The 19,885-nt window shown below is 57.0% G+C and carries 16 protein-coding genes and 2 pseudogenes; 10 read left to right on the top strand and 8 right to left on the bottom strand.

Annotated elements, in window-relative coordinates; all coding sequences use genetic code 11:
- Positions 1-1,013: 1,013 nt before the first annotated feature.
- Positions 1,014-1,235 carry a hypothetical protein gene (locus NO360_RS16725; RefSeq protein WP_256308996.1) on the top strand — a complete coding sequence of 74 codons (222 nt, stop codon included), beginning with the start codon at positions 1,014-1,016 and terminating at the stop codon, positions 1,233-1,235.
- A gap of 28 nt (positions 1,236-1,263) precedes the next feature.
- Here the strand turns inward: NO360_RS16725 and NO360_RS16720 are convergent, their stop codons facing one another.
- Positions 1,264-3,444 carry a heavy metal translocating P-type ATPase gene (locus tag NO360_RS16720; RefSeq protein ID WP_345780215.1) on the bottom strand — a complete coding sequence of 727 codons (2,181 nt, stop codon included), beginning with the start codon at positions 3,442-3,444 and terminating at the stop codon, positions 1,264-1,266.
- Between the two features lie 93 nt (positions 3,445-3,537).
- A complete protein-coding gene (locus NO360_RS16715; protein ID WP_256308994.1) occupies positions 3,538-3,966 on the bottom strand; it encodes a universal stress protein in 429 nt (142 codons plus the stop codon).
- Positions 3,967-4,060: 94 nt separating this feature from the next.
- Between NO360_RS16715 and NO360_RS16710 the strand changes: the two genes are divergently transcribed.
- The 9 genes and pseudogenes from NO360_RS16710 (at position 4,061) to lhgO (ending at position 11,809) form a co-directional block, all read left to right on the top strand.
- Entirely contained in the window at positions 4,061-4,957 is an 897-nt protein-coding gene (locus NO360_RS16710; protein ID WP_256308993.1) for a CPBP family intramembrane glutamic endopeptidase, read from the top strand.
- A 147-nt stretch (positions 4,958-5,104) separates the two neighbouring features.
- Entirely contained in the window at positions 5,105-5,686 is a 582-nt protein-coding gene (locus NO360_RS16705; RefSeq protein WP_256308992.1) for a flavodoxin domain-containing protein, read from the top strand.
- Positions 5,683-6,549, top strand: a complete 867-nt coding sequence (locus tag NO360_RS16700; protein ID WP_256308991.1) for a hypothetical protein — start codon at positions 5,683-5,685, stop codon at positions 6,547-6,549. Before NO360_RS16705 ends, NO360_RS16700 begins: the two co-directional genes overlap by 4 nt.
- A 74-nt stretch (positions 6,550-6,623) precedes the next feature.
- Positions 6,624-6,995 (top strand): hypothetical protein, encoded by a 372-nt coding sequence (locus NO360_RS16695; protein ID WP_256308990.1) that lies wholly within the window; start codon positions 6,624-6,626, stop codon positions 6,993-6,995.
- Between the two features lie 273 nt (positions 6,996-7,268).
- Positions 7,269-7,925, top strand: coding sequence for a hypothetical protein (locus tag NO360_RS16690; RefSeq protein WP_256308989.1), 657 nt, complete (start codon positions 7,269-7,271; stop codon positions 7,923-7,925).
- A 144-nt stretch (positions 7,926-8,069) separates the two neighbouring features.
- Positions 8,070-8,582 (top strand): TspO/MBR family protein, encoded by a 513-nt coding sequence (locus tag NO360_RS16685; RefSeq protein ID WP_256308988.1) that lies wholly within the window; start codon positions 8,070-8,072, stop codon positions 8,580-8,582.
- 134 nt (positions 8,583-8,716) lie between these two features.
- A pseudogene (locus NO360_RS16680) lies at positions 8,717-9,444 on the top strand (IS6 family transposase).
- 718 nt (positions 9,445-10,162) lie between these two features.
- A pseudogene (locus NO360_RS19130) lies at positions 10,163-10,342 on the top strand (IS5/IS1182 family transposase); the annotation flags it as partial.
- A gap of 258 nt (positions 10,343-10,600) precedes the next feature.
- Complete coding sequence (lhgO, locus tag NO360_RS16670; protein ID WP_345780217.1) at positions 10,601-11,809, top strand: L-2-hydroxyglutarate oxidase; 1,209 nt, start codon at positions 10,601-10,603, stop codon at positions 11,807-11,809.
- A gap of 992 nt (positions 11,810-12,801) precedes the next feature.
- On the opposite strand, the gene NO360_RS16665 is transcribed toward lhgO, so the two are convergent.
- The 6 genes from NO360_RS16665 to NO360_RS16640 all read right to left on the bottom strand — a co-directional run bounded on the left by NO360_RS16665 (position 12,802) and on the right by NO360_RS16640 (position 19,816).
- A complete protein-coding gene (locus NO360_RS16665; protein ID WP_256308986.1) occupies positions 12,802-13,593 on the bottom strand; it encodes an IclR family transcriptional regulator in 792 nt (263 codons plus the stop codon).
- 575 nt (positions 13,594-14,168) lie between these two features.
- Entirely contained in the window at positions 14,169-15,542 is a 1,374-nt protein-coding gene (locus NO360_RS16660) for a dihydrolipoamide acetyltransferase family protein (protein WP_256308985.1), read from the bottom strand.
- Positions 15,543-15,545: 3 nt separating this feature from the next.
- Positions 15,546-16,523 (bottom strand): alpha-ketoacid dehydrogenase subunit beta, encoded by a 978-nt coding sequence (locus NO360_RS16655; protein ID WP_256308984.1) that lies wholly within the window; start codon positions 16,521-16,523, stop codon positions 15,546-15,548.
- The gene (locus NO360_RS16650) at positions 16,523-17,503 is read right to left on the bottom strand and encodes a thiamine pyrophosphate-dependent dehydrogenase E1 component subunit alpha (RefSeq protein WP_256308983.1); all 981 of its coding nucleotides are present in this window, start codon (positions 17,501-17,503) and stop codon (positions 16,523-16,525) included. The genes NO360_RS16655 and NO360_RS16650 overlap by 1 nt, the downstream gene beginning before the upstream one ends.
- Before the next feature lie 130 nt (positions 17,504-17,633).
- The gene (locus NO360_RS16645; RefSeq protein WP_256308982.1) at positions 17,634-18,710 is read right to left on the bottom strand and encodes a glycerol dehydrogenase; all 1,077 of its coding nucleotides are present in this window, start codon (positions 18,708-18,710) and stop codon (positions 17,634-17,636) included.
- Entirely contained in the window at positions 18,707-19,816 is a 1,110-nt protein-coding gene (locus NO360_RS16640; RefSeq protein WP_256308981.1) for a zinc-dependent alcohol dehydrogenase, read from the bottom strand. The genes NO360_RS16645 and NO360_RS16640 overlap by 4 nt, the downstream gene beginning before the upstream one ends.
- Positions 19,817-19,885: the final 69 nt, after the last annotated feature.

The following is a 19,885-nucleotide window of genomic DNA, read 5'->3' as shown; positions in this document are numbered from 1 at the left end:
AGTGCCCGGACTGTGGAGCGACTGAGTTCTCTCGGTACGAGATCCCAGGATAGCTCATCGCAGTATGCGTTAGCCACTTCACCTACCTATTAGGCTTGGTCTTATTTTGAATTCTGGAAGTTAGAACTCTCCTCCAGTCGACCCAGTCTTGTTGAGTTGAGAGGGTGTCATAGAACGATCAGCACACCTAAGAGCAGGGTGAACGCTAAGAACGAGATGTCTGATCTCGAGCCAACAAAGCTGAAGAATGATCGGCTTCCCTGACCACCGTCAACAGTCGACACCTCCGCGACTTCCAGCGTGGCTTAACCGATACACGACGCTGGGTCTGTACCGACTACTCGTCGGGATCGTCCTCTGTCTGGTCGCGTTCCTCACGAATCCGGTTCCCGACCCCTCGTTTTCGTGGGCGACGCTGTCCGAGTCAGTACGGCTGCCGATTGCACAGCCCCGGATCGAGCACTGGCCAGTGACCTACACTATCGGCATCTGGCTGTGGGTTTTCTGCTTCCCCGAACTCTTTTTTGCTGGATACCGGCGATGCGACGACAGGAATCGTGGGGCAGCGGTGTGGCCCGTCGGGTTGCCGACGCGGCGATGCTGGGCTGGACCACGTACTGCCGGTTCTTCTGGCCGAAACTCCATCCACCGAACGGGACGCCCCGGCCTACACGTTCGTGTGCTGGCTGTACTGTTCAACCTACGACGTGCTCTGGAGCAACACGGCATACACAATTGCGCTATTCGGCATCGTCACGACGCTCCTCGTCGTGCGACAACAGGATAGAGACCGATATGCCCTTCTCGGGTTCGGGTTCCTCGCACTTCCGCTCGGATTACCAGCCCTGTACGAAGGATATCGACGGGTGACGCGAACCAGGAGCTGAGGAACTGTGACGGGTGGCTTTGCAGCTCTGCGGGGGACATCTGTGGGTGATAATGCGGACTGGTAATCGGCATCACTCAGTACAGGCCGAGGAAACGTTATCCGTGAGAGCCTCCTCAGAACGAGTATGTCGACGACCGTCTCAACACCCGAAACAGACGAGACGTGTGCGTACTGTGAATCCCGAATCTTCGACCACGACCCCATCTGCGTCCGCGACTGCGATGATGACTGTGGCTCGCCCACGTACTTCTGTAACTACGCCTGTCTCTCCGCATATATCGACGAAAACAACCTTACTACCGGCGATGCGTGTAAGTGGACTCCCGACGACACCAGTTGTTGCTGATCGGTCCGTTCGAAGCCTTCATCGACCGTTATTCGCGGAATCCGAGTAACCGGAGACCGTTCAGGGACACGAGGACCGTCGAACCCTCGTGGCCGACCACCGCCAGCGGTAAGGGGATGCCTCGCAACAGAATCGTGCCAACCATCAGCGCAATCGCACCGAAGGCGATTGCGAGATTGACTGTCAGCGTCCGGCGCGTCCGACGACCGAGTCCGAGCACGTAGGGAATCTTTCCGATGTCGTCGCCCATCAAGACGACGTCAGCCGTTTCGAGGGCAACGTCAGTCCCGGCGCCACCCATCGCGATGCCAAGCGTCGCCGTCGCCAGTGCCGGGGCGTCGTTCACCCCGTCACCCACCATCGCCACGTTCTCGTAGCGGTCGACCAGACCTTCGATGGTTGCCACCTTCTCTTCCGGCAGCAGTTCCGCCTGCACTTCATCGATACCGACTTCGTCGGCGATCTGCTGGGCGACGCGTTCGTTGTCGCCGGTCAGCATAACGATGTGCTCCACGCCGAGCGACCGGAGATTCTCGATCATCTCTGCAGCCCCCGGCCGGACCGTGTCGGTGAACGCAAGCCATCCCAGTACGGTGACGTTGCCGGCGTGCTCGCGGGCGACGAGGACGCTCGTCTTCCCCTCCGCCTCCAGCGTCTGAAGCCGATCGAGAGCCGGCTCGAGCCCCTCGATCGAAGCGTCTTCGAGAACCGTCTTGACGTAACTTCGATTCCCGATGTGGATGGTCCCGTCGTCGACGTCGGCACGGACGCCTTTCCCGGCGTTTGACTGAAATCGCCGCGCGTCGGGAACGTCGAGTGCGCGGTCTTCGGCTTCCGAGACGGTCGCACGAGCGAGGTGGTGCTCCGAACGGGCCTGCACGGCGGCTGCGAGCGAGAGCAGTTCGTCGGCAGTCAGCAACTCGTCGGCGAGGCCCTCTCGGACGAAGACGTCCGTCAACTGTGTCTCGCCCTGCGTGAGGGTGCCCGTCTTGTCGAACGCGACCGCGTCGATGTTCGCGGCCGTCTCGACGTGTTCGCCGCCCTTGAACAGGACGCCCTGCCTCCCACCGGAGGCGATCGCCGACAGCACCGCCGCCGGCGTCGAGATGATGACCGCACACGGCGACGCCGCGACCATCAGGGTCATCGCGCGGTAGAACGTGCTGGTGAACTCGCTTCCGAGTGCGAGTGGTATCGCGATCGCCGCGATCGTGAGCGCGAACACACCGAGGACGTACGGCTGTTCGAGGCGGTCGATGAGACGCTGTGTCGGCGCCTTCTCGCTCTGGGCGCGCTCGACCATATGGATGAGCCGGCTGATCGCCGACTCGTGGGCCTGCCGCGTGACCTCGATTTCGAGGCTGCCGCTCTCGTTGATCGTCCCGCCGAACACCTCGTCGCCGGGCTCTTTCGGTACCGGGACGGATTCGCCGGTGAGCGACGCCTGGTCGACAGTCCCCTCGCCGGACGCGACGACGCCGTCGAGCGGAATCCTGTCCCCGGGCCGCACGACGAACACGTCGCCGACGGCGACGTCATCGATGGGGACGGTGATCTCCTCGCCGTCGCGTAGCACCTGAGCTTCATCCGGCCGCATTTCGACGAGGGACTTGATCGCCCGGCGCGAACGACCGATGGCGTAGTGCTGGAGTGTGTTCGACAGCGAGAACAGGAACAGCAGCATCGCGCCCTCGAACGGTGCGCCAATCGAGAGGGCACCGAGCGCGGCGACGATCATCAAGAGGTCGATGTCGACCGCACGGTGGCGGAGCGTCTCGATTGCGCCTTTGAGTCCGTACCAACCGCCGAAGGCGTATGCGACGGCGTAGCCGGCCCACATAAGAAGCTGCGGTCCCTCGAGCCATCCAGTCACAAGCCCGGTCACCATCCCGAGGAGGGTCAGGCCGACGAACACCCCTTCCCGCCTGAGTGCCGAGCGGGTGCTCACATCGTCCGCTGTTTTTTCAGATTCGTCTTGGATCGACACGTTCCTGTCACGGACAGCATCTCGAATCGTCTCTTCCGAGGTGACGCTCCCATCGTAGGTAATCCGGGCGTCCCCTGTTCGAAACGAGACATCGACGTCGTGGACGCCGGAGAGACGCTTGAGGTGACTTTCGAGTGCTCGAGCTCCCGCATCCCCACGACCACCTCGTCGTTCAATTTGGAGAGTACACGTCGAGAGAGCTGGTGATTCAGTAACAGCCACGTTCTCGACACCTATGGTTTGGTTTGATTTCACGTTTTAGGTGTCCCCACGAGTCTTCGTCCGATCCCGATATCGGTACCTGGGTCGAGAATCTCATCCAATGATTGTTACCGGAATCTGTGCTCGGCGGGTAACTGTCTCGGCAACGCTTCCGAGGAGTGTCCGGTCTAAGCCCGACCGTCCGTGGCTACCCATAACGATCTGGTCGATGCCGTGACTATCAGCGTAGTCAAGAATCTCACGCGCCGGTTTCCCGACTTCAGTAACGGTGTCGAGAACACTATCGTGTTCCGCCGCGAGATCCGTCGCAGTCGTGTGAATGGTGGTCGCGCGTTCCTGGACGTCTTCGTACCAGTCCTCTGCGACTGGCAGGCCACCGGCCTCCACGTCGATTACCGAGTCGATCGGGTTGATGACGTAAATCGTGGTGATCGTGGCGTTCGGAAAGGTCTCGAGTGCGTACGTGAGTGCACGCTCGGCAAGTGGGGAGCCGTCCAAGGCGACGAGAACGTTGTCAGGCATACGATAGAGTTCGAGAGGAACTGAGAAGAGTGTAGTGCCGAAAACCCGGCAATTGGGAGTACGGTTAATTACGATGTGTGTCCCAATCGGAGGTATGTCCAGTATTCGCACGTGGATCGATCGACATCGCCTCCTGAGCTTCGTCGCAATCGCGTACGGGTTCACCTGGACGATTCAGGGGGCACTCGCGTATTCGGGTATGGAAGCCTCTTGGACACACTCGATCCTGATTGGCTTCGGCGGGTTCGGTCCGCCGATCGGCGCGGCGGTCGTCATCTGGGCTTCGGGTGGGAGTCTCCGCAGATGGGTCGGCCAAATGTTCAAATGGCGAATCGGTGCGAAATGGTGGGCGCTCGCGTTCGGACTCCCGTTGATTATCCTCTCACTGGGTGTCTTACTGTTCGTCCTCGCTGGGGGTCCAATCGACCTGACCGGATTCGAATCGCCCTTCATCTATCTGTTCGCGATGGTCTGGGGAACCGTGTGGGGTGGCGGCCAGGAAGACCTCGGCTGGCGTGGCTTTATGCTACCGATCCTGCAGGACTCCTACAGCGCGCTGACCTCGAGTGCGATCGTGGGTGTCACGTGGGCCGCCTGGCATCTCCCGCTGTTTCTGAACGCAACGACCACCCACGGCGGCTGGCCGCTCTCCCAGCAACTCCTTTGGATGGTCTCCATCCTTGCTGGTTCCATCCTCTGGACGTGGATGTACAACAGCACCGGCGGCAGCGTTCTCGCCGTTGCGGTGTTCCACGCTGGCGTCAATGCGATGGGGATCTTCCATCCCGCTGATCCGGAGGCGCTCGTTCCGAACGGTGTACCAGACCCGTGGCTGAACCTGCTCGCCGAAGTCACGGGCGCTCTCCCTCTCGTGCTGATCGCCATTCTCTTGGTCGTCGTCTACGGCGGGGATCGCCTCGCAAACCACGATCCACCAACTCCTCAGGACGCTGGCCTCCCACCGAAGACCGAGTCAGAAGATCTTGGGTGAGCACCCACCAACGACGGACCTTCCCAGTTCGGAGTTGCTCCGGCTCGAACCAACACATCCGTCGCGCCGTGACTGAGCCGGAAGTTCGGGGCCGACCAGAATTTATTGAGTCCCGCAGCGAAGGAGTGTGCAGAGGTGTGAGAATACGTGAGTTCCTTTCTGATACTCTACGGAACGGGCGAAGGCCAAACAGCGAAAATCGCAGAGCGGATCGCGACCACAATCAGGGAGCGCGGTCACGAGGCGAGCACGATCGACGTGCGTGATCGACCGGACTCGTTCACCTTCGAAGCGTACGACGCCGTCGTCGTGGGCGCGTCGATCCACGTCGGCAAACACCAAGACGAGGTTTGTGACTTCGTCACCGACAATCGAGACGCCCTATCGGGGATGCCGACCGCGTTCTTTCAGGTCTCGCTGTCCGCGGCGAACGAGGAGAAACACGAAGAGGCTGCGGGATACGTTGAATCGTTCATCGCGGAAACCGAGTGGCACCCGGATCGGATCGGGCAGTTCGGCGGCGCGCTTCGGTTCTCCGAGTACGGGTTCCTCAAACACCTTATGATGAAGCAGATCGCCAAAGACCTGCTCACCGAGGACCGGAGAACGAGCGGTGATATCGAGTTCACCGACTGGGACGCCGTCGACGCGTTCGCGTCGGACGTCGCCGCGTTCGTCGAAGGCCGTCTCGGCGTTTCCCCGGACACCACCGAGGATCCGGCGGTATGACGCCCTCGAAACAGCCTCGACGCCTCACTCGGTCCTCTCTTTTTGCGTCGACGCTGACCCTCCTGCTCGCGACTGTGGCGACTAGCGTCGGACTGTTTGTCCCCGAGTTCTACCGGGACGCCGAGGTCCTCCTCCCACAGTTGTACGGGCAGGACCTGCTGACGCTCGGCATCGCCGTCCCTGCACTTGCCGGCGCTCTCTATTACGCACATCAGGGGTCACTCCGGGGCTATGTCGTTTGGCTCGGTGTCACAGGCTACCTTCTCTATACGTACGCTTCGTATGCATTGCTCACGGCATTCAACGAGCTATATCTTGTCTACGTCGCGCTGTTCGGACTGACGTTGTTCACGCTTATCGGCGGCATCGCTCGAATCGATCCGACAGACCTGAAGGAGGCACTCGACGGTCACCCAGTCCGTGGATACGTCGCCTTCCAGGCCCTCGTCGCCGGACTCGTGGCGCTGATGTGGCTCGCCGAGGTCGGCCCAGCGAGTCTCGCCGGAACCAGACCTCCGAGCATCGCAGAGACGACGCTTCCCGTTCCCGTCATCCAGTCACTGGATCTCGGCGTCGTCGTCCCATCGTTCGCTCTCTCGGCGGCGTTCCTCTGGAAGCAGCGAGCCTGGGGCTACGTCTTCACCGGCATCCTCCTTGTGAAAGGCACCACTCTCGGCCTCGCGGTCCTCGCTATGATCGTATTTATGCTCCAGAGCGGCCAACTGGTACCCCTCCCCCAGATCGTACTCTTCTCTCTCCTGAGTCTCACGGGGCTCGGACTCACGACTCGATTCATCCGCGCCATCCCCCGCAGTTCCTCCAGAACCCAACCACACGCGAGAACTGAAACACAACCTGACTAAGCGAGGAGTACTGGGATCTCTCACACCCCGAGGCGACGAGACGTATTGTCCTCGTCCGGACAGCGAATCGATACGTGACGGCGTGGCTTCGGGAAATCTTCGAGGTTCGTGTCGCGCTACGGTACTACGCCTTTGCCCTCGCGTTCTCGGTCGCCCTGTTTCTCGGTGCCGCCGTGATCTACGTTGCTCTCTTCGATGGCGTCGTGACACCGGACGTGCTTCCGGGCATCGTCGAGTCTCCGCTCTTTCTCGGGTTCATCATCCTGTTCGGCGGCGGCCTCGAGGGACCCGGCTGGCGCGGGCTCCTCCTGCCAGCACCCCAACGTACAGCCCGCTCACAGCCGGGTTCATCGTTGGCGTCGTCTGGGCCGGGTGGCCATCTCCCGCTGGTTTTCATTCCGGGCACCATCCAACAGACGCTTCCACTCGGCCTCTCTCTGCTCTAGCTCGTCGAACTCTCGATCCTATCGACGTGGCTCACGAACCGATCCGACGGGAGCGTCCTGCCGGCGATACTCTTGCACGCGGGCGGCAACGCGCTCCTGAACTACTACCTCTTCGGGGGGTGTCGCGGGTGCGACGACGATTCTCGGACTTGGACTTCTCGTCACGACGCTCACCGTCTCCGTCGTCGCCCTTGTCACCATTGCTGGGACGTCCTTGGCCCTGATCGTCCAACCCGCTACTATATTTGTTAACGGTGCGTGATGGCTGCCCGTATGGCGGCGTCGAACGCGACCGGGCCGGTCAGTCGGGTCTCGGAACGAATCGGGTGGTATGTCAACCACGACGACGTTCTCGTCCGGTTCGTTTCGCTGTGGGTCGTCGTCGCGAGCGTGTTCACGGCGGCTTGGATTCTCAGCTACCTCTTGCTTCCCCAGGAGCTGTTACGCGGCGGAAATCCGGGCGCAGCCACTGGATACGCAGGGAGTATCACGCGAGAATTCCTGTGGCTGTTCGGGTGGAACGTCGGGGTCTCCCTGATCGCGATCGGCGCGAACACGCTCCGGTCGGTGAACACACCGATGGGATACGTCATCGAGGTCGTCCAAGCGCCTTGGTACGGGGCAGTCTGGGGGACCGGATCGCTTGCCATCGGGACGGGTGAGCGAATCGCACCGTCGCTGGCCGTGCTCGTCGAACGAAGCGGGCCGATGGAGATCACGGCGCTCGTCGCGATCGTGGTCGCGACGCGGGGCGTAATGCTGTGGCATCAGGAATCCGGCCCCCGGTGGAAGGAGGAGTTCGAAAGAGTACGTTCCCCGAGGGACTGGTCGCTGACACGCCGTGAGTTGGCGGTCCTGGTCGGCGGGTATCTGTTGCTGGCCGTCGCCTGCTACCGGGAAGCCGTCGCGATAGCACAGGTCGCCGGATGACGAGGGCGGAATCGCGTGCCTGTGTGCGGAAAGTGGGTGTAACGATCTGTTGTTGAGGTATGGAGAAATTTCTTCTGAGAGAACGTCGACCGCGGCCAGGATTCGACGTCCGTACTTTTGAGTCGAGAGCCCTAATCGGATCATATGGCATCACTTGTGTCCCGTTTTCGCCGGTTTCCACGCCATCGCCCGATCCTCGCGCTCGCAATCACCATCCTGACTGTCGAAATCGTCGGGGCTTCCGGGTCCATCTTCACGGCACAAGGTCTCGGCACGTGGTACGACACCCTTCAGCGGCCGATGCTTGCGCCACCGAACTGGGTATTCGGTCCCGTTTGGACGGCCCTGTTCGCACTCATCGGAGTCGCGCTATGGCTCGTCTGGCGACGACTCGATTCGTCACCTCGCGAAGCCCGGGTCGGGTTCGGCGTATTCGTGGTTCACTTCGCTTTCAACGTGGGATGGTCGGTAGTCTTCTTCGGTATGCAGGAGATCGGCTGGGGGCTGGCCGTGATCGGACTGCTCTGGCTACTCATCGTCGCAACAATGTGGGCATTCGACCGCGTTGATCGACGGGCAGCTCTCCTCCTCGTCCCGTATCTCCTGTGGGTCTCCTTCGCCGCCTATCTCAACTACCGCTTCTGGGTGTTGAATTAGGTCGCGACTCCTGATCACTCTCGTACGCAACTGTCGAACGGATATTGTCACCTACGAATACCGTTACCAGTGAGGGGTACTGTCTAGTCAAGCCAGTTTGAGAAGTGAGCTGGTCTTGGCGTTTGCTTGGGACAATGCTCGCAGACCTGCTCAGCGAGTGTTACGCGGCGATTTCAAAGAATGTTGGGAGCGTGAGCGGACGGCGACGTCCGTCAAGGCGTTCGCCGTCCGACGCCACGCGACTGGTTGTTCACTCAGAGAGACAGAAGTGATTCTTCGCTCTATCGGTGTAAAACGGACTCATCAAGCGGATTGGCAGTGGTACATCGGCTCGCTGACAGCGTTCCTGACTCGCAGTCGTTCCCGAGAGCGAAGCTCTCGTGAGCCAACCAGCACGCTGTGCGTTCTGGTGACGGTGAAGCCGATGCGGGCGCTGTCAACGAGACCGTTGTCAGCATCAACGGCGAGTTGTCTTGGGGATACGCTGCAACAGACCTCGACTCAAAATTACTGCTTGGCGTCGATCTCTTCGAACGGCGAGGAACCGATCCAGCAACTGAGTTTTTTCCAGCAACTCGCCGGGAAACACGATCTCTCGGACACTGAGTACCTAGTTGATGGCTACGGCTATCTGACTGCCCTCTTTCGCGTCGGGTTGAGCGGTCACCTAGACTATATCGACCGAAAACTCATCGAAAAGTGGTTTCAGACCCTCAAAATGAGGACTGACCGCTTTGATCACTCGTGGGTCGGCAGTCGGCCTGCCACCGCCCAGTAGCTTGCACAGTTTGCGTACTACTATAACGTTCACCGACCGCATCAAGCGCTCAATGGTCGAACGCCAGCTGAGGCTGTTAACTAGACAGTACCAAAGAAATATAATTTTTATATCCAATATGAGCGTAATACTGTCCTTGAACTTATATTAATCTTGAATCACAATAGCATCTAATAGCCTCACCAAACGTTATATATCGAACGCCGACAGAGGGTAGTAATTAGATAGTATCACTTTTTATGCATTCTAATATATTTAAAAACAGTCTCAGAACGCAACGGTCGGCGTGGGATCCCACTCCGTGGTTCTTTGAGTATCAAGCTACGAAACTGGAATGAATACTCTAGGAGTACCGCTGTGACACCCCTCTGGAGAATAGTACCTCTCTCGTCTTTCTACTCCCCCGAGACGCTGTTCGGAGAAGTACCTCATTCGGTGTCGGTAAGCCGTGCTCGGAACTCACTGTACAATCCGCATAGGCCTCGCAGTATTCGATTGCTAACTCAAGCCTACCTTGGCGTCGGGTTGGCCGGAATCCCGACAGATAGCGGTCCGAACCAGTGTTCGGGCCTCGGTCGTCGGTGTCACGTTTGTGGTTGTCTCATTGACGGGAGAAGCACCTCAGGTCGGTGTATAGGTGGGATCGCTTATTCCTCAGTGAGGAGGTGTGAGATGGAATCATCAACTGCAAGCAAGATTGATGGCGAACCGAGTAGCGACGCGAAGGACGTGAACGCGCATTTGCGATTCGGTCGGCCGTTTCGACATCGAGGCAGAGCAGCGTCGTGGCTTCTGAAACGAAGAGCACGCTCATAACGCCCGCATAGACTTAGATCGGTACCACCAGCGCTCAATATCAGAAACCGTCTTCTCGTCAACTAAGCGCACGCACGGCGGCGCCGGTCGTGCCATTAGTGATGGCTGGAGTTCCGGGGTACTGCTGAAAGCGACCGTCTACAACCCCCACCGGTGCGTAACACATTCTCAAAGTCAACCGCTTTATACCGGAACAACAAGGCCACTACACCTGCAACCAAACGCTCGCGAGGGATTTCCAATACGATTGGTACGTACTATTATCCTGATAACTAATATCAATCTGAGCCCGAGTAGGAGCAAGTGAGTAAGTCTCACTATCGTTCCAATTGGGTCTTGAATGGCGTACGAGACGGGCCTGGCAGCAGTCACTACGAAAATCCAAATTATAATTACTCGCGGCGCCAACCATTACTATACACTGATGAAAAAGCACGATATTATTGTTGTAGGCGCCGGCTGTGTCGGCTGCTCTATCGCCCGCTCGCTTGCGACAGCGTCCGACCTAGACATCGCCTTGGTCGAAAAAGAACATCACTTAGCTCAGCACCAATCGGGCCGGAACTCCGGCGTTCTTCACCCTGGATTCAATTACGAACCTGGATCGCTCAAGGCCAGATTTGCCACCGAGGGAACTCGACGGATGAAAGAATACGCTGCTAAGAACGATGTGCCAATCGACGAGTGCGGCGTACTCGTCGTCGCCCAGTCCAACGCCGAGGAGCAACGTCTCGAAAAACTGCAGGAACAGGCCGCGGAGAACGGTGTCGAGACCGAATTCCTCAGAGGACAGGACACTATTGCAGAGTACGAACCACACGTGTCTGGACAGGCGGCGCTGCGGGCACCGGGCGCTGCGTCCATCGACTCTCAGCAGTACGTCTACTCGCTCGCCCGGGATGCAGAGGCCGCTGGGGTTGACATCTACACCGACACCCGTGTCGACGAGGTTGTCGAAAGGTCGGACAGTTTCCACCTTTCGACGTCCAGCGGCAGCCTGGTCGGACGGTACGTGGTTAACGCCGCCGGCCTGTACGCTGATAAGCTTGCCGCAAAGTTCGGCGTGGGCGAAGGCTACCAAGTGGTTCCCTTCCGCGGAGAATACTACGAGGTCGTGCCGGAAAAGCGAGCCACCTGTCGGTCTATGATATACCCGACTCCGGACCCCGAACTACCCTTCCTAGGCGTTCACTACACGAGACGTACTGACAACAAAGTGATAGTCGGCCCTAACGCAGTGTTGGCCTTCGGGCGCGAAGCATACGACAATACCAACCTCAATATTTCGGAGCTGGTGGAAACGCTAGGTTTCCGGGGGTTTCAACGGTTGATATCGAATCGGAAGATGATCCAAGTTGCCTGGGACGAGATGAACAAGTCCTATCGCAAACAAAAGTTCGTTGCAGCCGCACAGCGGCTCGTGCCCGGAGTTGAAGCGACCGACCTACGGCCGAGCTTCGCGGGTATTCGTGCTCAAGTTGTCTCATCCGATGGCGAACTCGTGAAAAATCCCCTGTTCAAACACGGCACGGACTCGACGCACGTCCTAAATGCCGTCTCCCCTGGGCTAACCTGTTCGCTTCCCTTTGGCGACCACATTGCCGAGAGTGTGCTTGACCGTTTCGACTCCTAAGTCCTTAGAACGCTCAGATTATTCCCCCCAATCTCCACCGAATACGGATACGCTCAGCTATGCCGTGAATACCATATAGAAACGTTCAGAGTTACCAGCCACGGGGCTTACCTCCGAGCGTGCTCCCACTCTGAGGGGTGCGTTTTACAAACTAACCTTCGTATGCTGTCGGTCGCTGTAGAATTCTCGTATCTGCAATTTTTTCACCCATACTGTGACGATGGCTCTTGAGCCCTATTCACCGATAGATTTGGCTCTCTCAAAAAGCCATCCCCTTTCTCTTCGGAAATATTCCGCGGGTTCTGTTGCACTCACCCCAGTTGACGCGTATATGATTCTTTTAATTCATTATAATCGTAATTCATCGTATTCGCGGCGTTGCAAAAGTCGATTATTACAGCATTAGTGTTGTAAAGCTATGCCGGTCTACGCGTGTGGAATTTTTTTGATGATGCCAAAATCGGTGCAGAGGTCAGAACATTGAGCCAAGTTGGTAACGCTTGATTCTAATTTGCGGCGGTATAAGATCCAACGTGGGTGAAACAATTGTAGAATAACGGGGGTTTCGGATTGAGTTCCGGGTTTACTCGTCCGATGGAGTTCCGATTTCCACCCTTCTCACTTGGAATCGCATTCTCCTTTTTACTATCTTGGCTCGAAGCTTTACTTCGCCGAGGCTGAAGAAAATCTAGCTCTGCTTACCGAGAAGATCTTGAACGCATTTTCCTAGAGAGATTATCAACACCCTCCTCTATTGCAAGCCTGTGCTCGTAATGATCAGACGAGCGAGGAAAATGAGCCTCTGATAGAGCTTGAATGGGGATCAACGTCAGCTACGAAGATGGAATTTTTATCAATCTATTGTTTCCATTACAAGCCTAGATATGTAATGATATCGGTTCCTTACCGCTGACAGGTTATGTTCTCCTGGGAGGTTCCGGCAATGCACCCCAATATGGTCTGCAGCCCTGTTATGAGTCCGCTTCAACCGCTTACCTCTGAGCATTTGAATTGAGGTTGATCTCGGTCACTTCAACTGCCTGCAGGACTTCGTTTTTGAGTGTCTCCTCAAAACGGTCTCCGTTAAGTCGTGAAGGTGGCCCTGAGACACTGATCGCTCCAGCAACCGTTCCGTCCACCCTCATTACAGGTGCCCCAACAGCCCTCATACCGAGCATTTGCTCCTCGTCCGATATCGCGTAGCCCTGTTCGTCAATTTTCTCAATTTCATCAAAGAGTTTCTCTGGATCGGTGATCGTGTTGGGGGTATTCTTCATCAGACCGGATGACTCGATAATGGACTCTACCCGGTTTCGAGGGAGCTGGGAAAGCAGTGCTTTCCCCGACGCAGTGCAGTGAAGATGCCGTATTAGTCGGTCCCGTTTCCGGGCGTGATATTCCACACCAATAGCGTTCGTCCCGTACACCTCGTATAATAGAAGAACGAATCCCTCGTACTCCTGTATCAAATGAGCGGCTTCACCTGTCTCCTCTGCAAGAGAGTGCAGTGGTTTCCTTGCCGCTTGATAGATATCAAGCTGGTTCCGTGCTCGTTCACCGAGGCTAATCAGGCGTCGGTTCAGTTGATACTGATCATTATTCTTCTCAATATAATTGTGTTTTCGGAGCGTAGCTAAGTGAGTATGCGTCGACCCAGGGGATAGGTCAACTGCATCGGCGATAACAGTAAGGGAACTCGGGCCCGTAGAATAGAGAAATTCAAGGATAGAGAGGCTATTGTCCACCGATTGTATCGTTCGGCTCCCGTCGTCGTTTGACACCATATCTCCTTGTTTGAGGGGTCGAATCTTATACTTTTGGTATTGCCAAAATTACAGCTACGTCCAGAGCACGACCGGGTTGTGTTGGTTCTGAGTGGCCAGGTGGTGATATCTCAGACATAAACCACGGAAGGGGGTTCCTCGATACTGTATCATTGTCCGTGAAGTTTTGACGATGGCAAAACTGTGTGAATGATCTTGGATAATCAAGTGTCCACATTATTGCCTCTGTTAATTCAAATGTCGCGTTGGATCCGTCGTTCATAATTTATATCCCCAAACTTCTCCTGGGAATTCGATACTACTCCGGTTTGCGACGAATGAATTCATCAAGAAGGGGAACCCACGAGACGGAACGAGACGAGGTGAACCTGGCCCTGGCAGCATAATCTGGAGGATTCCCAGATGAACGCAGGCTGCACTAGAGTGTCGTCCGGTCCGAGTAGGAGGAGAGTCTTAGATCTGGACGGGGATGCTCTCGCTATCAGGTGCATAATCTCTGATTGAGGAAGAGAGCCACTCTCCATTCCTTAGATGCTGTTGCAGTGAAAACGTGCTCCTCTAGATAGATGAATCGATTACTGGAGTACCGATTTAGGAGATTCCAGTTTGGATTTGACTGATTGGAGAAAACCGACCGCTTCGGCGCCCTCGATAACTCGATGGTCGTAGGTCAGACATAGATGCATATATTTCCGTGGAACCGCTTCCCCGTCAACGACCCCGACATCGTCGAAAATCTTGCAAACCCCAAGTATCGCGGTCTGGGGTGGGTTGATCTGAGGCGTGTTGATATAGGCCCCCAGGCTACCAGCGTTCGAGATGGAGAATGTCCCGTTCTCGAGATCCTCTGGTTCGAGTTCCCGGTTATCGACCTTCGCTGCGATCTCTTCAATCGACCGGGAGAGTTCCTTCACCGAGGAATCCTCTGTGTCGTATATCGTCGGAACAATCAATCCGTCGTCGCTGTTCACAGCTATTCCGAGATTCACTTCATCGTATAGGCGTAGGACGTTCTCATCTTCCACGTATTCGGCGTTCAAGCGGGGATATTCAGGCAAGGTCTGCGATACCGCCCGGGCCGTAAATGCTGTAAGTGAGAGAGAGTCGCCCTGTTCGTTTACCCAGGTAGCTTTCAGATCCTCATATAAATCGAGTAGGGGCGTAACATCTATACGTGCGGCAGTGGTCGTACTCGCGTAGTTCTTCGCAACACGACTCATTTGGTCAAACATTACCTTCTCCCCACCGGTAATCGAGATCTCCTCGGCGACCGTTAGACCGGTTTGGTCGGATTTCTGTGTGGGTTCAGGCTCTGCTGGTCGTTCCTCGAGGTACTTCCTGATGTGGCGTTCTCGGATTCGGGATTCTCCTAATGTCTCGCCGACCTCCTGGATATCGACGCCTTCCTCCGCAGCAACTGTACGCGCCCACGGTGATCCAAGAATTTCGTTTCCGGTCTGCTGAGATACGTCAGCATCTGGTCCGCCTAGAGAGTCGGATATGTATTGCTCGACCTCCTCCGGAGTTACTCGATTGACCCCGAGTTCAGTAGCGACGGTTTCGATATCAACATCGGCTTCCCGAGCTTTTCGCCGCGCAGTCGGTGTTCCTCGAATGACGCCGCTGACCTCGTTGGATTCTACGTTCGGTTCAATTCCCCTCTCGGAATCAGATGCGGTTTCAGTAGACTCCTCTTGGTTGGGGGGCGTTTCACCTTCTTCACCAATCCAGCCTAACACAGTCCCAACAGCGACCGTCTCGCCTTCCTCAACCTCTTTCTGCAGGAGCACTCCATCCTGGTTGGCCGTTACCTCACCGACCATTTTTTCCGACTCAAAATCCAGGACCGGGTCGCCTTCTGAGACAGAATCTTCGGCTTCGAAATGCCACTCCAGCAGCAGGCCCTCCGTCATCCCCTGACCGCTTTTCGGAAGCGTAAGTTTCTGCATTTGCTATTCCTCAAGTGCATCAACGACGGCTGTCTCTACGTCCTTCGCGCCTGGCAGATACATCTGCTCGAGGTTCTCTGCGAAGGGAACCGGGGTGAACGGTGCACCGACGCGTTTTACTGGTGCATCGAGGTAGAACAGGGCCTCATCTGCGACTTCGCTCGCAATTTCGCCACCGATACCGCCGAATCGGGCGGATTCGTGGACAACGGTAAGCGCGTGCGTTTTTTTCACAGACTCAATGATGGTTTCTTTATCGAGGGGCATCACAGTCCGGGGATCGATTACCTCACAGTCATACCCCTGGTCGGCGAGAGACTGAGCCGCCTCAAGGGCGATGTCTACCATTCCACCGATGGCGACGATGGTCATATCTTTGCCGCTTCGCTTGATGTCAGCTTCGCCGATTGGGACCGTATGATCGCCTTCCGGAACCTCGCCTGAGAGGTCATAGCGCTGCTTGTTCTCGAAAAAGATGACCGGGTCATCGTCGCGTACGGCAGATTTGAGAAGTCCCTTGTAATCCGCCGGCGTCGAGGGCGCGATCATCTTGAGTCCGGGAACATTCTGGAACCAGGAGATTGGGTCTTGACTATGGTGGAGGCCGAACTGGTCTCCGGCTCCGTATGTAGTCCTGACGACGAGCGGAACACTGGTATCGTCACTATAATTGAAATGCATTTTCGCGGCATAATTTATCAGATGATCCGCGATGATAGAGAGGAAGTCACCGAACATAATTTCGACGACGGGGCGTGTTCCGGTGAGAGCAGCCCCGACCGCGGTGCCTCCGAGTGTGGTCTCAGAGAGCGGTGTATCGAAGACACGATCCTCGCCGATCTCGTCCCGCAGTCCTTCCGTCACCTGATAAAGACCGCCATAGTCGGCGACGTCCTCGCCGTAAAGGAAGACACGTTCATCACGATTCATCTCTTCAGCAAGCGCTCGGTTGATGCTATCTCGAACAGTTAATTCAGCCATCAGCGGACACCTCCGTGTCTATCGACGTCAGTGTCTTTGTACACCTTGTACATCGCCTCTTCATCCGGTAGGGAGTCCTCTTCGGCAAACTGGAACGCGTCTTCGATATCTTTCATAAGTGCATCTCGTGTCGATTCGAGCCAGCCTTCGTCCACGATGTCATTATCGAGAAGGTATTCACGATGGAGCTCGACGGGATCGCGCTCTTTCCACTCTGCAATTTCGTCCTCGTCGCGGCGTTCTGGGATGACTTCTGCGTGGGGTCGGTACCGATAGGTCTTGGCCTCGATCAGCGTTGGACCGTCCCCGGAACGCGCTCGCTCGGCTGCCTCCGAAACGGTGTCGACGACCTCGTCAACATCTTGTCCGTCGATCACCTCCTTCGGGAGATCATGACCCGCCATTTCGCTGATGTTCTCTTCAACTGCGATTACGTCGAGGGCCCGGGTTTCTTCGATCCATTCGTTGTTCTCCAAAACGAAGATAACCGGGAGGTCCTCAACGGCGGCAAAGTTGAGTGCGGTATGGAATTCTCCACGCGTAGCTGCACCGTCACCGAAGAAAACAGCCGTCACGCGGTCCTCCCCGAGTTGTTGTGCGGTGAGCCCCGCGCCAGCAGCCACGTTGAGGTGGCTACCGACCATACCGGTGGTGCCCATAACGTGGGCCTCTGACGATCCAAGATGGTGTTGAGTCGTACGCCCTTCAGTGGGCCCAGATTCCGTCCCGAACATACCAGTGACGACATCGCGTAGTGAGAGGCGCATCAGCGTGACCGCACGTGTTCGCAAAGACGGGGAGAGCCAGTCATCGTCTTCCAGTGCGAACACCGTGCCTACCCCAACGGCTTCTTGGCCCAAACTCAAGTGAGGTAGTTCGGGAATGCCACTGTCTTCGTACACTTCGAGAACTTTCTCCTCAAAAAGCCTATTCAACAATAGATCCTCATGGAGGTCTTTTCGCTCCTCAGGCGCTACCATATCAGTTACTTCCGCGCCCCCTCCAAATAGTTTTCCACTAAAATCTGCTCTTCCTCAGCGAACATCACTCGGATTGATGGACGCGAAATGTGTCGGATGGTCAGTCCAGACCCGCTTCGAAATTCGCGGGTCAGTACTGAGCGATGAGTTCGTCAGCCGTCCGAAGAGCCGCGGCCGCTCGTTCGGGGGAGACAGTAACCGGCTCATTGCTCATCGTCGTATCCTTACTACAAGCGTTCTTAGCGACGGTCTCGACTGCGCCGTCATTGATTCCGAGATCAGTGAGCCGGCGGTCCAGACCCAGTGTGTGATAGACGTCCAGTGCCGATTCGAGAATGTCCGGGTCACGGTCTTCCAGCACTAGTTGGGCGATTGTGCTGAACGCAATCAAGAGCCCGTGTTGAGCGTCTGCGTCCGTCTTCGAGAAGCCTTTCCCGAACGCATGGGCAGCAGCGAGCCCCCCAGACTCGAAACCAAGACCGGAAAGCAACGTGTTCGTCTCTACAATGCGTTCGAACGCGGGAGTGACAGCGGTCCGCTCGTTCGCGGCTAGTGCCGACTCTCCATATGATAGGAGGTTATCAAATGTAGAACGGGCAAGAGTCAACGCAGCACCGGTCGAGTGAGCACCAGCATGCGTTACTTCGTTCGATCGTGCGACTGCTTCGGCCTCGAAGCGAGTGGCGAAGGCATCACCCATCCCGTATCGAAGGAATCGTGTGGGTGCGCGGACAATTACGCCCGTGTCGGCTAACACGAGATCGGGGTCACGATCCCTGTGAACGTAGCCGTCGAAGTTGCCCTCCTCGTCGTAGACAACCGAAACCGAGCTACAGGGCGCATCGGTGCTCGCGATCGTCGGAACCGTGACTAGCTCTGCATCTAGAGCGTCGGCAACCGCCTTACTCGTGTCAAGAGCGACCCCGCCACCGACTCCGATGATTGTATCCGCTGCTGCTGCCGTTGCGTCGTCAACTAGCGACTCGATCCGGTCGAATGTACAACTATCCACTCCAGGCTCGATAGCGGCGACATCCACTCCTGCTGATTCGAGTCCGAGGTGGAGATCTGACTCTGTCATCGAGAGGGCCGTCTCGCCCCCGAGGACGAACGCGGTCGTTCCCTGTAGCGTCCCGAACGATTCCCCTGTGGCGATAACGCCGTCGCCCTGCACATAGGCCCCGGGGGCGAGGAGATGTTTTCTCATACGCCGAATGGATGGATCGTGGCGCGGTACGCTTCGCCGCTCTTTTGCGCCTCATAGGCCGACTCAGCGTCATCGAATCCGGCCTTGTGATTAAATAGCGTGTCGAAGGGGACGTCGTCCTTAAGCTGGTCAAGCAGCGAAAGCGACGTTTCGAACTGGTTCGGGGGATACGCGAGGCTCCCTCTGAGATCGATGTCCTTCTGGACCACCCGGGTCGGATTGACTTCGGCTTCACCGCTATACGCGTAGTGACCCACTTCCACGAGAGTGCCCCCGTCGCGGGGAATTTCGATTCCCTGGCTGAACGCAACGGGAATCCCTGCGGCCTCGATTGCGGCATCAGGTCCGACGTTTCCGGGTGTTAACTCTTTCACGGCCCGAATGAGATCATCGTCGCCGTCATATTGAGTCAGGTCCACCGTGTGAGTCGCACCGAACTCTTGAGCTAACGATAGCCGCTCTTCGATTGCGTCAACAGCGATGATCTGACCAGCGCCAGCGGCCTCAGCGGCGCTCATTGCGAGTAGGCCTATTGGGCCGGCGCCTTGGACAGCGATGGACTTCCCGATGCCAATGCCCTCACGCGCGTCTGGGATACCGGGGCTGTAGGCCCGTTCGAAGGCGCGCGTAGCAACTGAGAGGGGTTCGGCAAGCGCCCCCAGTTCGATATCCATCCCATCAGGGAGTTTGTAAAAGCTGGAACGACCGTCAGCGATCATATACTCACTGAAGCCGCCGTGGACCCCCTGCCGGTAATCAGTACCCAAGAATCCGTAGACATCGCGGTTCTTACACGTGGTGGGTCGAGTCGGCACGTTGTTGCAGTACCAGCATTCGCCACAAACGATACCCGGGACAACCGTCACTTTGTCACCCTCGGAGACGGACTCTCCCTTCGCGTCCGTTTCCACATCGTCACCCAGATCCTCGATGACGCCCGAAAATTCATGCCCCGGGAGTACGGGGAAGTTAAGATCCATACCTCCATCGTACATATGGACATCCGACCCGCAGATCCCACTGAGTTCGACCTTGACCAGAATGTCTTTCGCACCAACCTCTGGGACCCCAAGCTCTTTCATTTCCAATTCGCCAGGCTCTTCCATCACGAGCGCACGCGATTTCTGTGGCATACAATCAGATAGATTATATCACCGCTGACTTGGCTTTTCCCC

Source organism: Halobellus litoreus (assembly GCF_024464595.1).
Taxonomy (GTDB): Archaea; Halobacteriota; Halobacteria; order Halobacteriales; family Haloferacaceae; genus Haloquadratum; species Haloquadratum litoreum.
The sequence above is the reverse complement of the archived record's forward strand: the minus strand, read 5'-3'. Positions and strand labels throughout refer to the sequence as shown.

Bases quoted from the DNA above. Each gene is read 5' to 3' on its own strand.
- NO360_RS16725 (WP_256308996.1), top strand. From the start codon at position 1,014: ATGTCGACGACCGTCTCAACACCCGAAACAGACGAGACGTGTGCGTAC.
- NO360_RS16715 (WP_256308994.1), bottom strand. From the start codon at position 3,966: ATGCCTGACAACGTTCTCGTCGCCTTGGACGGCTCCCCACTTGCCGAG.
- NO360_RS16710 (WP_256308993.1), top strand. From the start codon at position 4,061: ATGTCCAGTATTCGCACGTGGATCGATCGACATCGCCTCCTGAGCTTC.
- NO360_RS16700 (WP_256308991.1), top strand. From the start codon at position 5,683: ATGACGCCCTCGAAACAGCCTCGACGCCTCACTCGGTCCTCTCTTTTT.
- NO360_RS16690 (WP_256308989.1), top strand. From the start codon at position 7,269: ATGGCGGCGTCGAACGCGACCGGGCCGGTCAGTCGGGTCTCGGAACGA.
- NO360_RS16685 (WP_256308988.1), top strand. From the start codon at position 8,070: ATGGCATCACTTGTGTCCCGTTTTCGCCGGTTTCCACGCCATCGCCCG.
- lhgO (WP_345780217.1), top strand. From the start codon at position 10,601: ATGAAAAAGCACGATATTATTGTTGTAGGCGCCGGCTGTGTCGGCTGC.
- NO360_RS16665 (WP_256308986.1), bottom strand. From the start codon at position 13,593: ATGGTGTCAAACGACGACGGGAGCCGAACGATACAATCGGTGGACAAT.
- NO360_RS16660 (WP_256308985.1), bottom strand. From the start codon at position 15,542: ATGCAGAAACTTACGCTTCCGAAAAGCGGTCAGGGGATGACGGAGGGC.
- NO360_RS16655 (WP_256308984.1), bottom strand. From the start codon at position 16,523: ATGGCTGAATTAACTGTTCGAGATAGCATCAACCGAGCGCTTGCTGAA.
- NO360_RS16650 (WP_256308983.1), bottom strand. From the start codon at position 17,503: ATGGTAGCGCCTGAGGAGCGAAAAGACCTCCATGAGGATCTATTGTTG.
- NO360_RS16645 (WP_256308982.1), bottom strand. From the start codon at position 18,710: ATGAGAAAACATCTCCTCGCCCCCGGGGCCTATGTGCAGGGCGACGGC.
- NO360_RS16640 (WP_256308981.1), bottom strand. From the start codon at position 19,816: ATGGAAGAGCCTGGCGAATTGGAAATGAAAGAGCTTGGGGTCCCAGAG.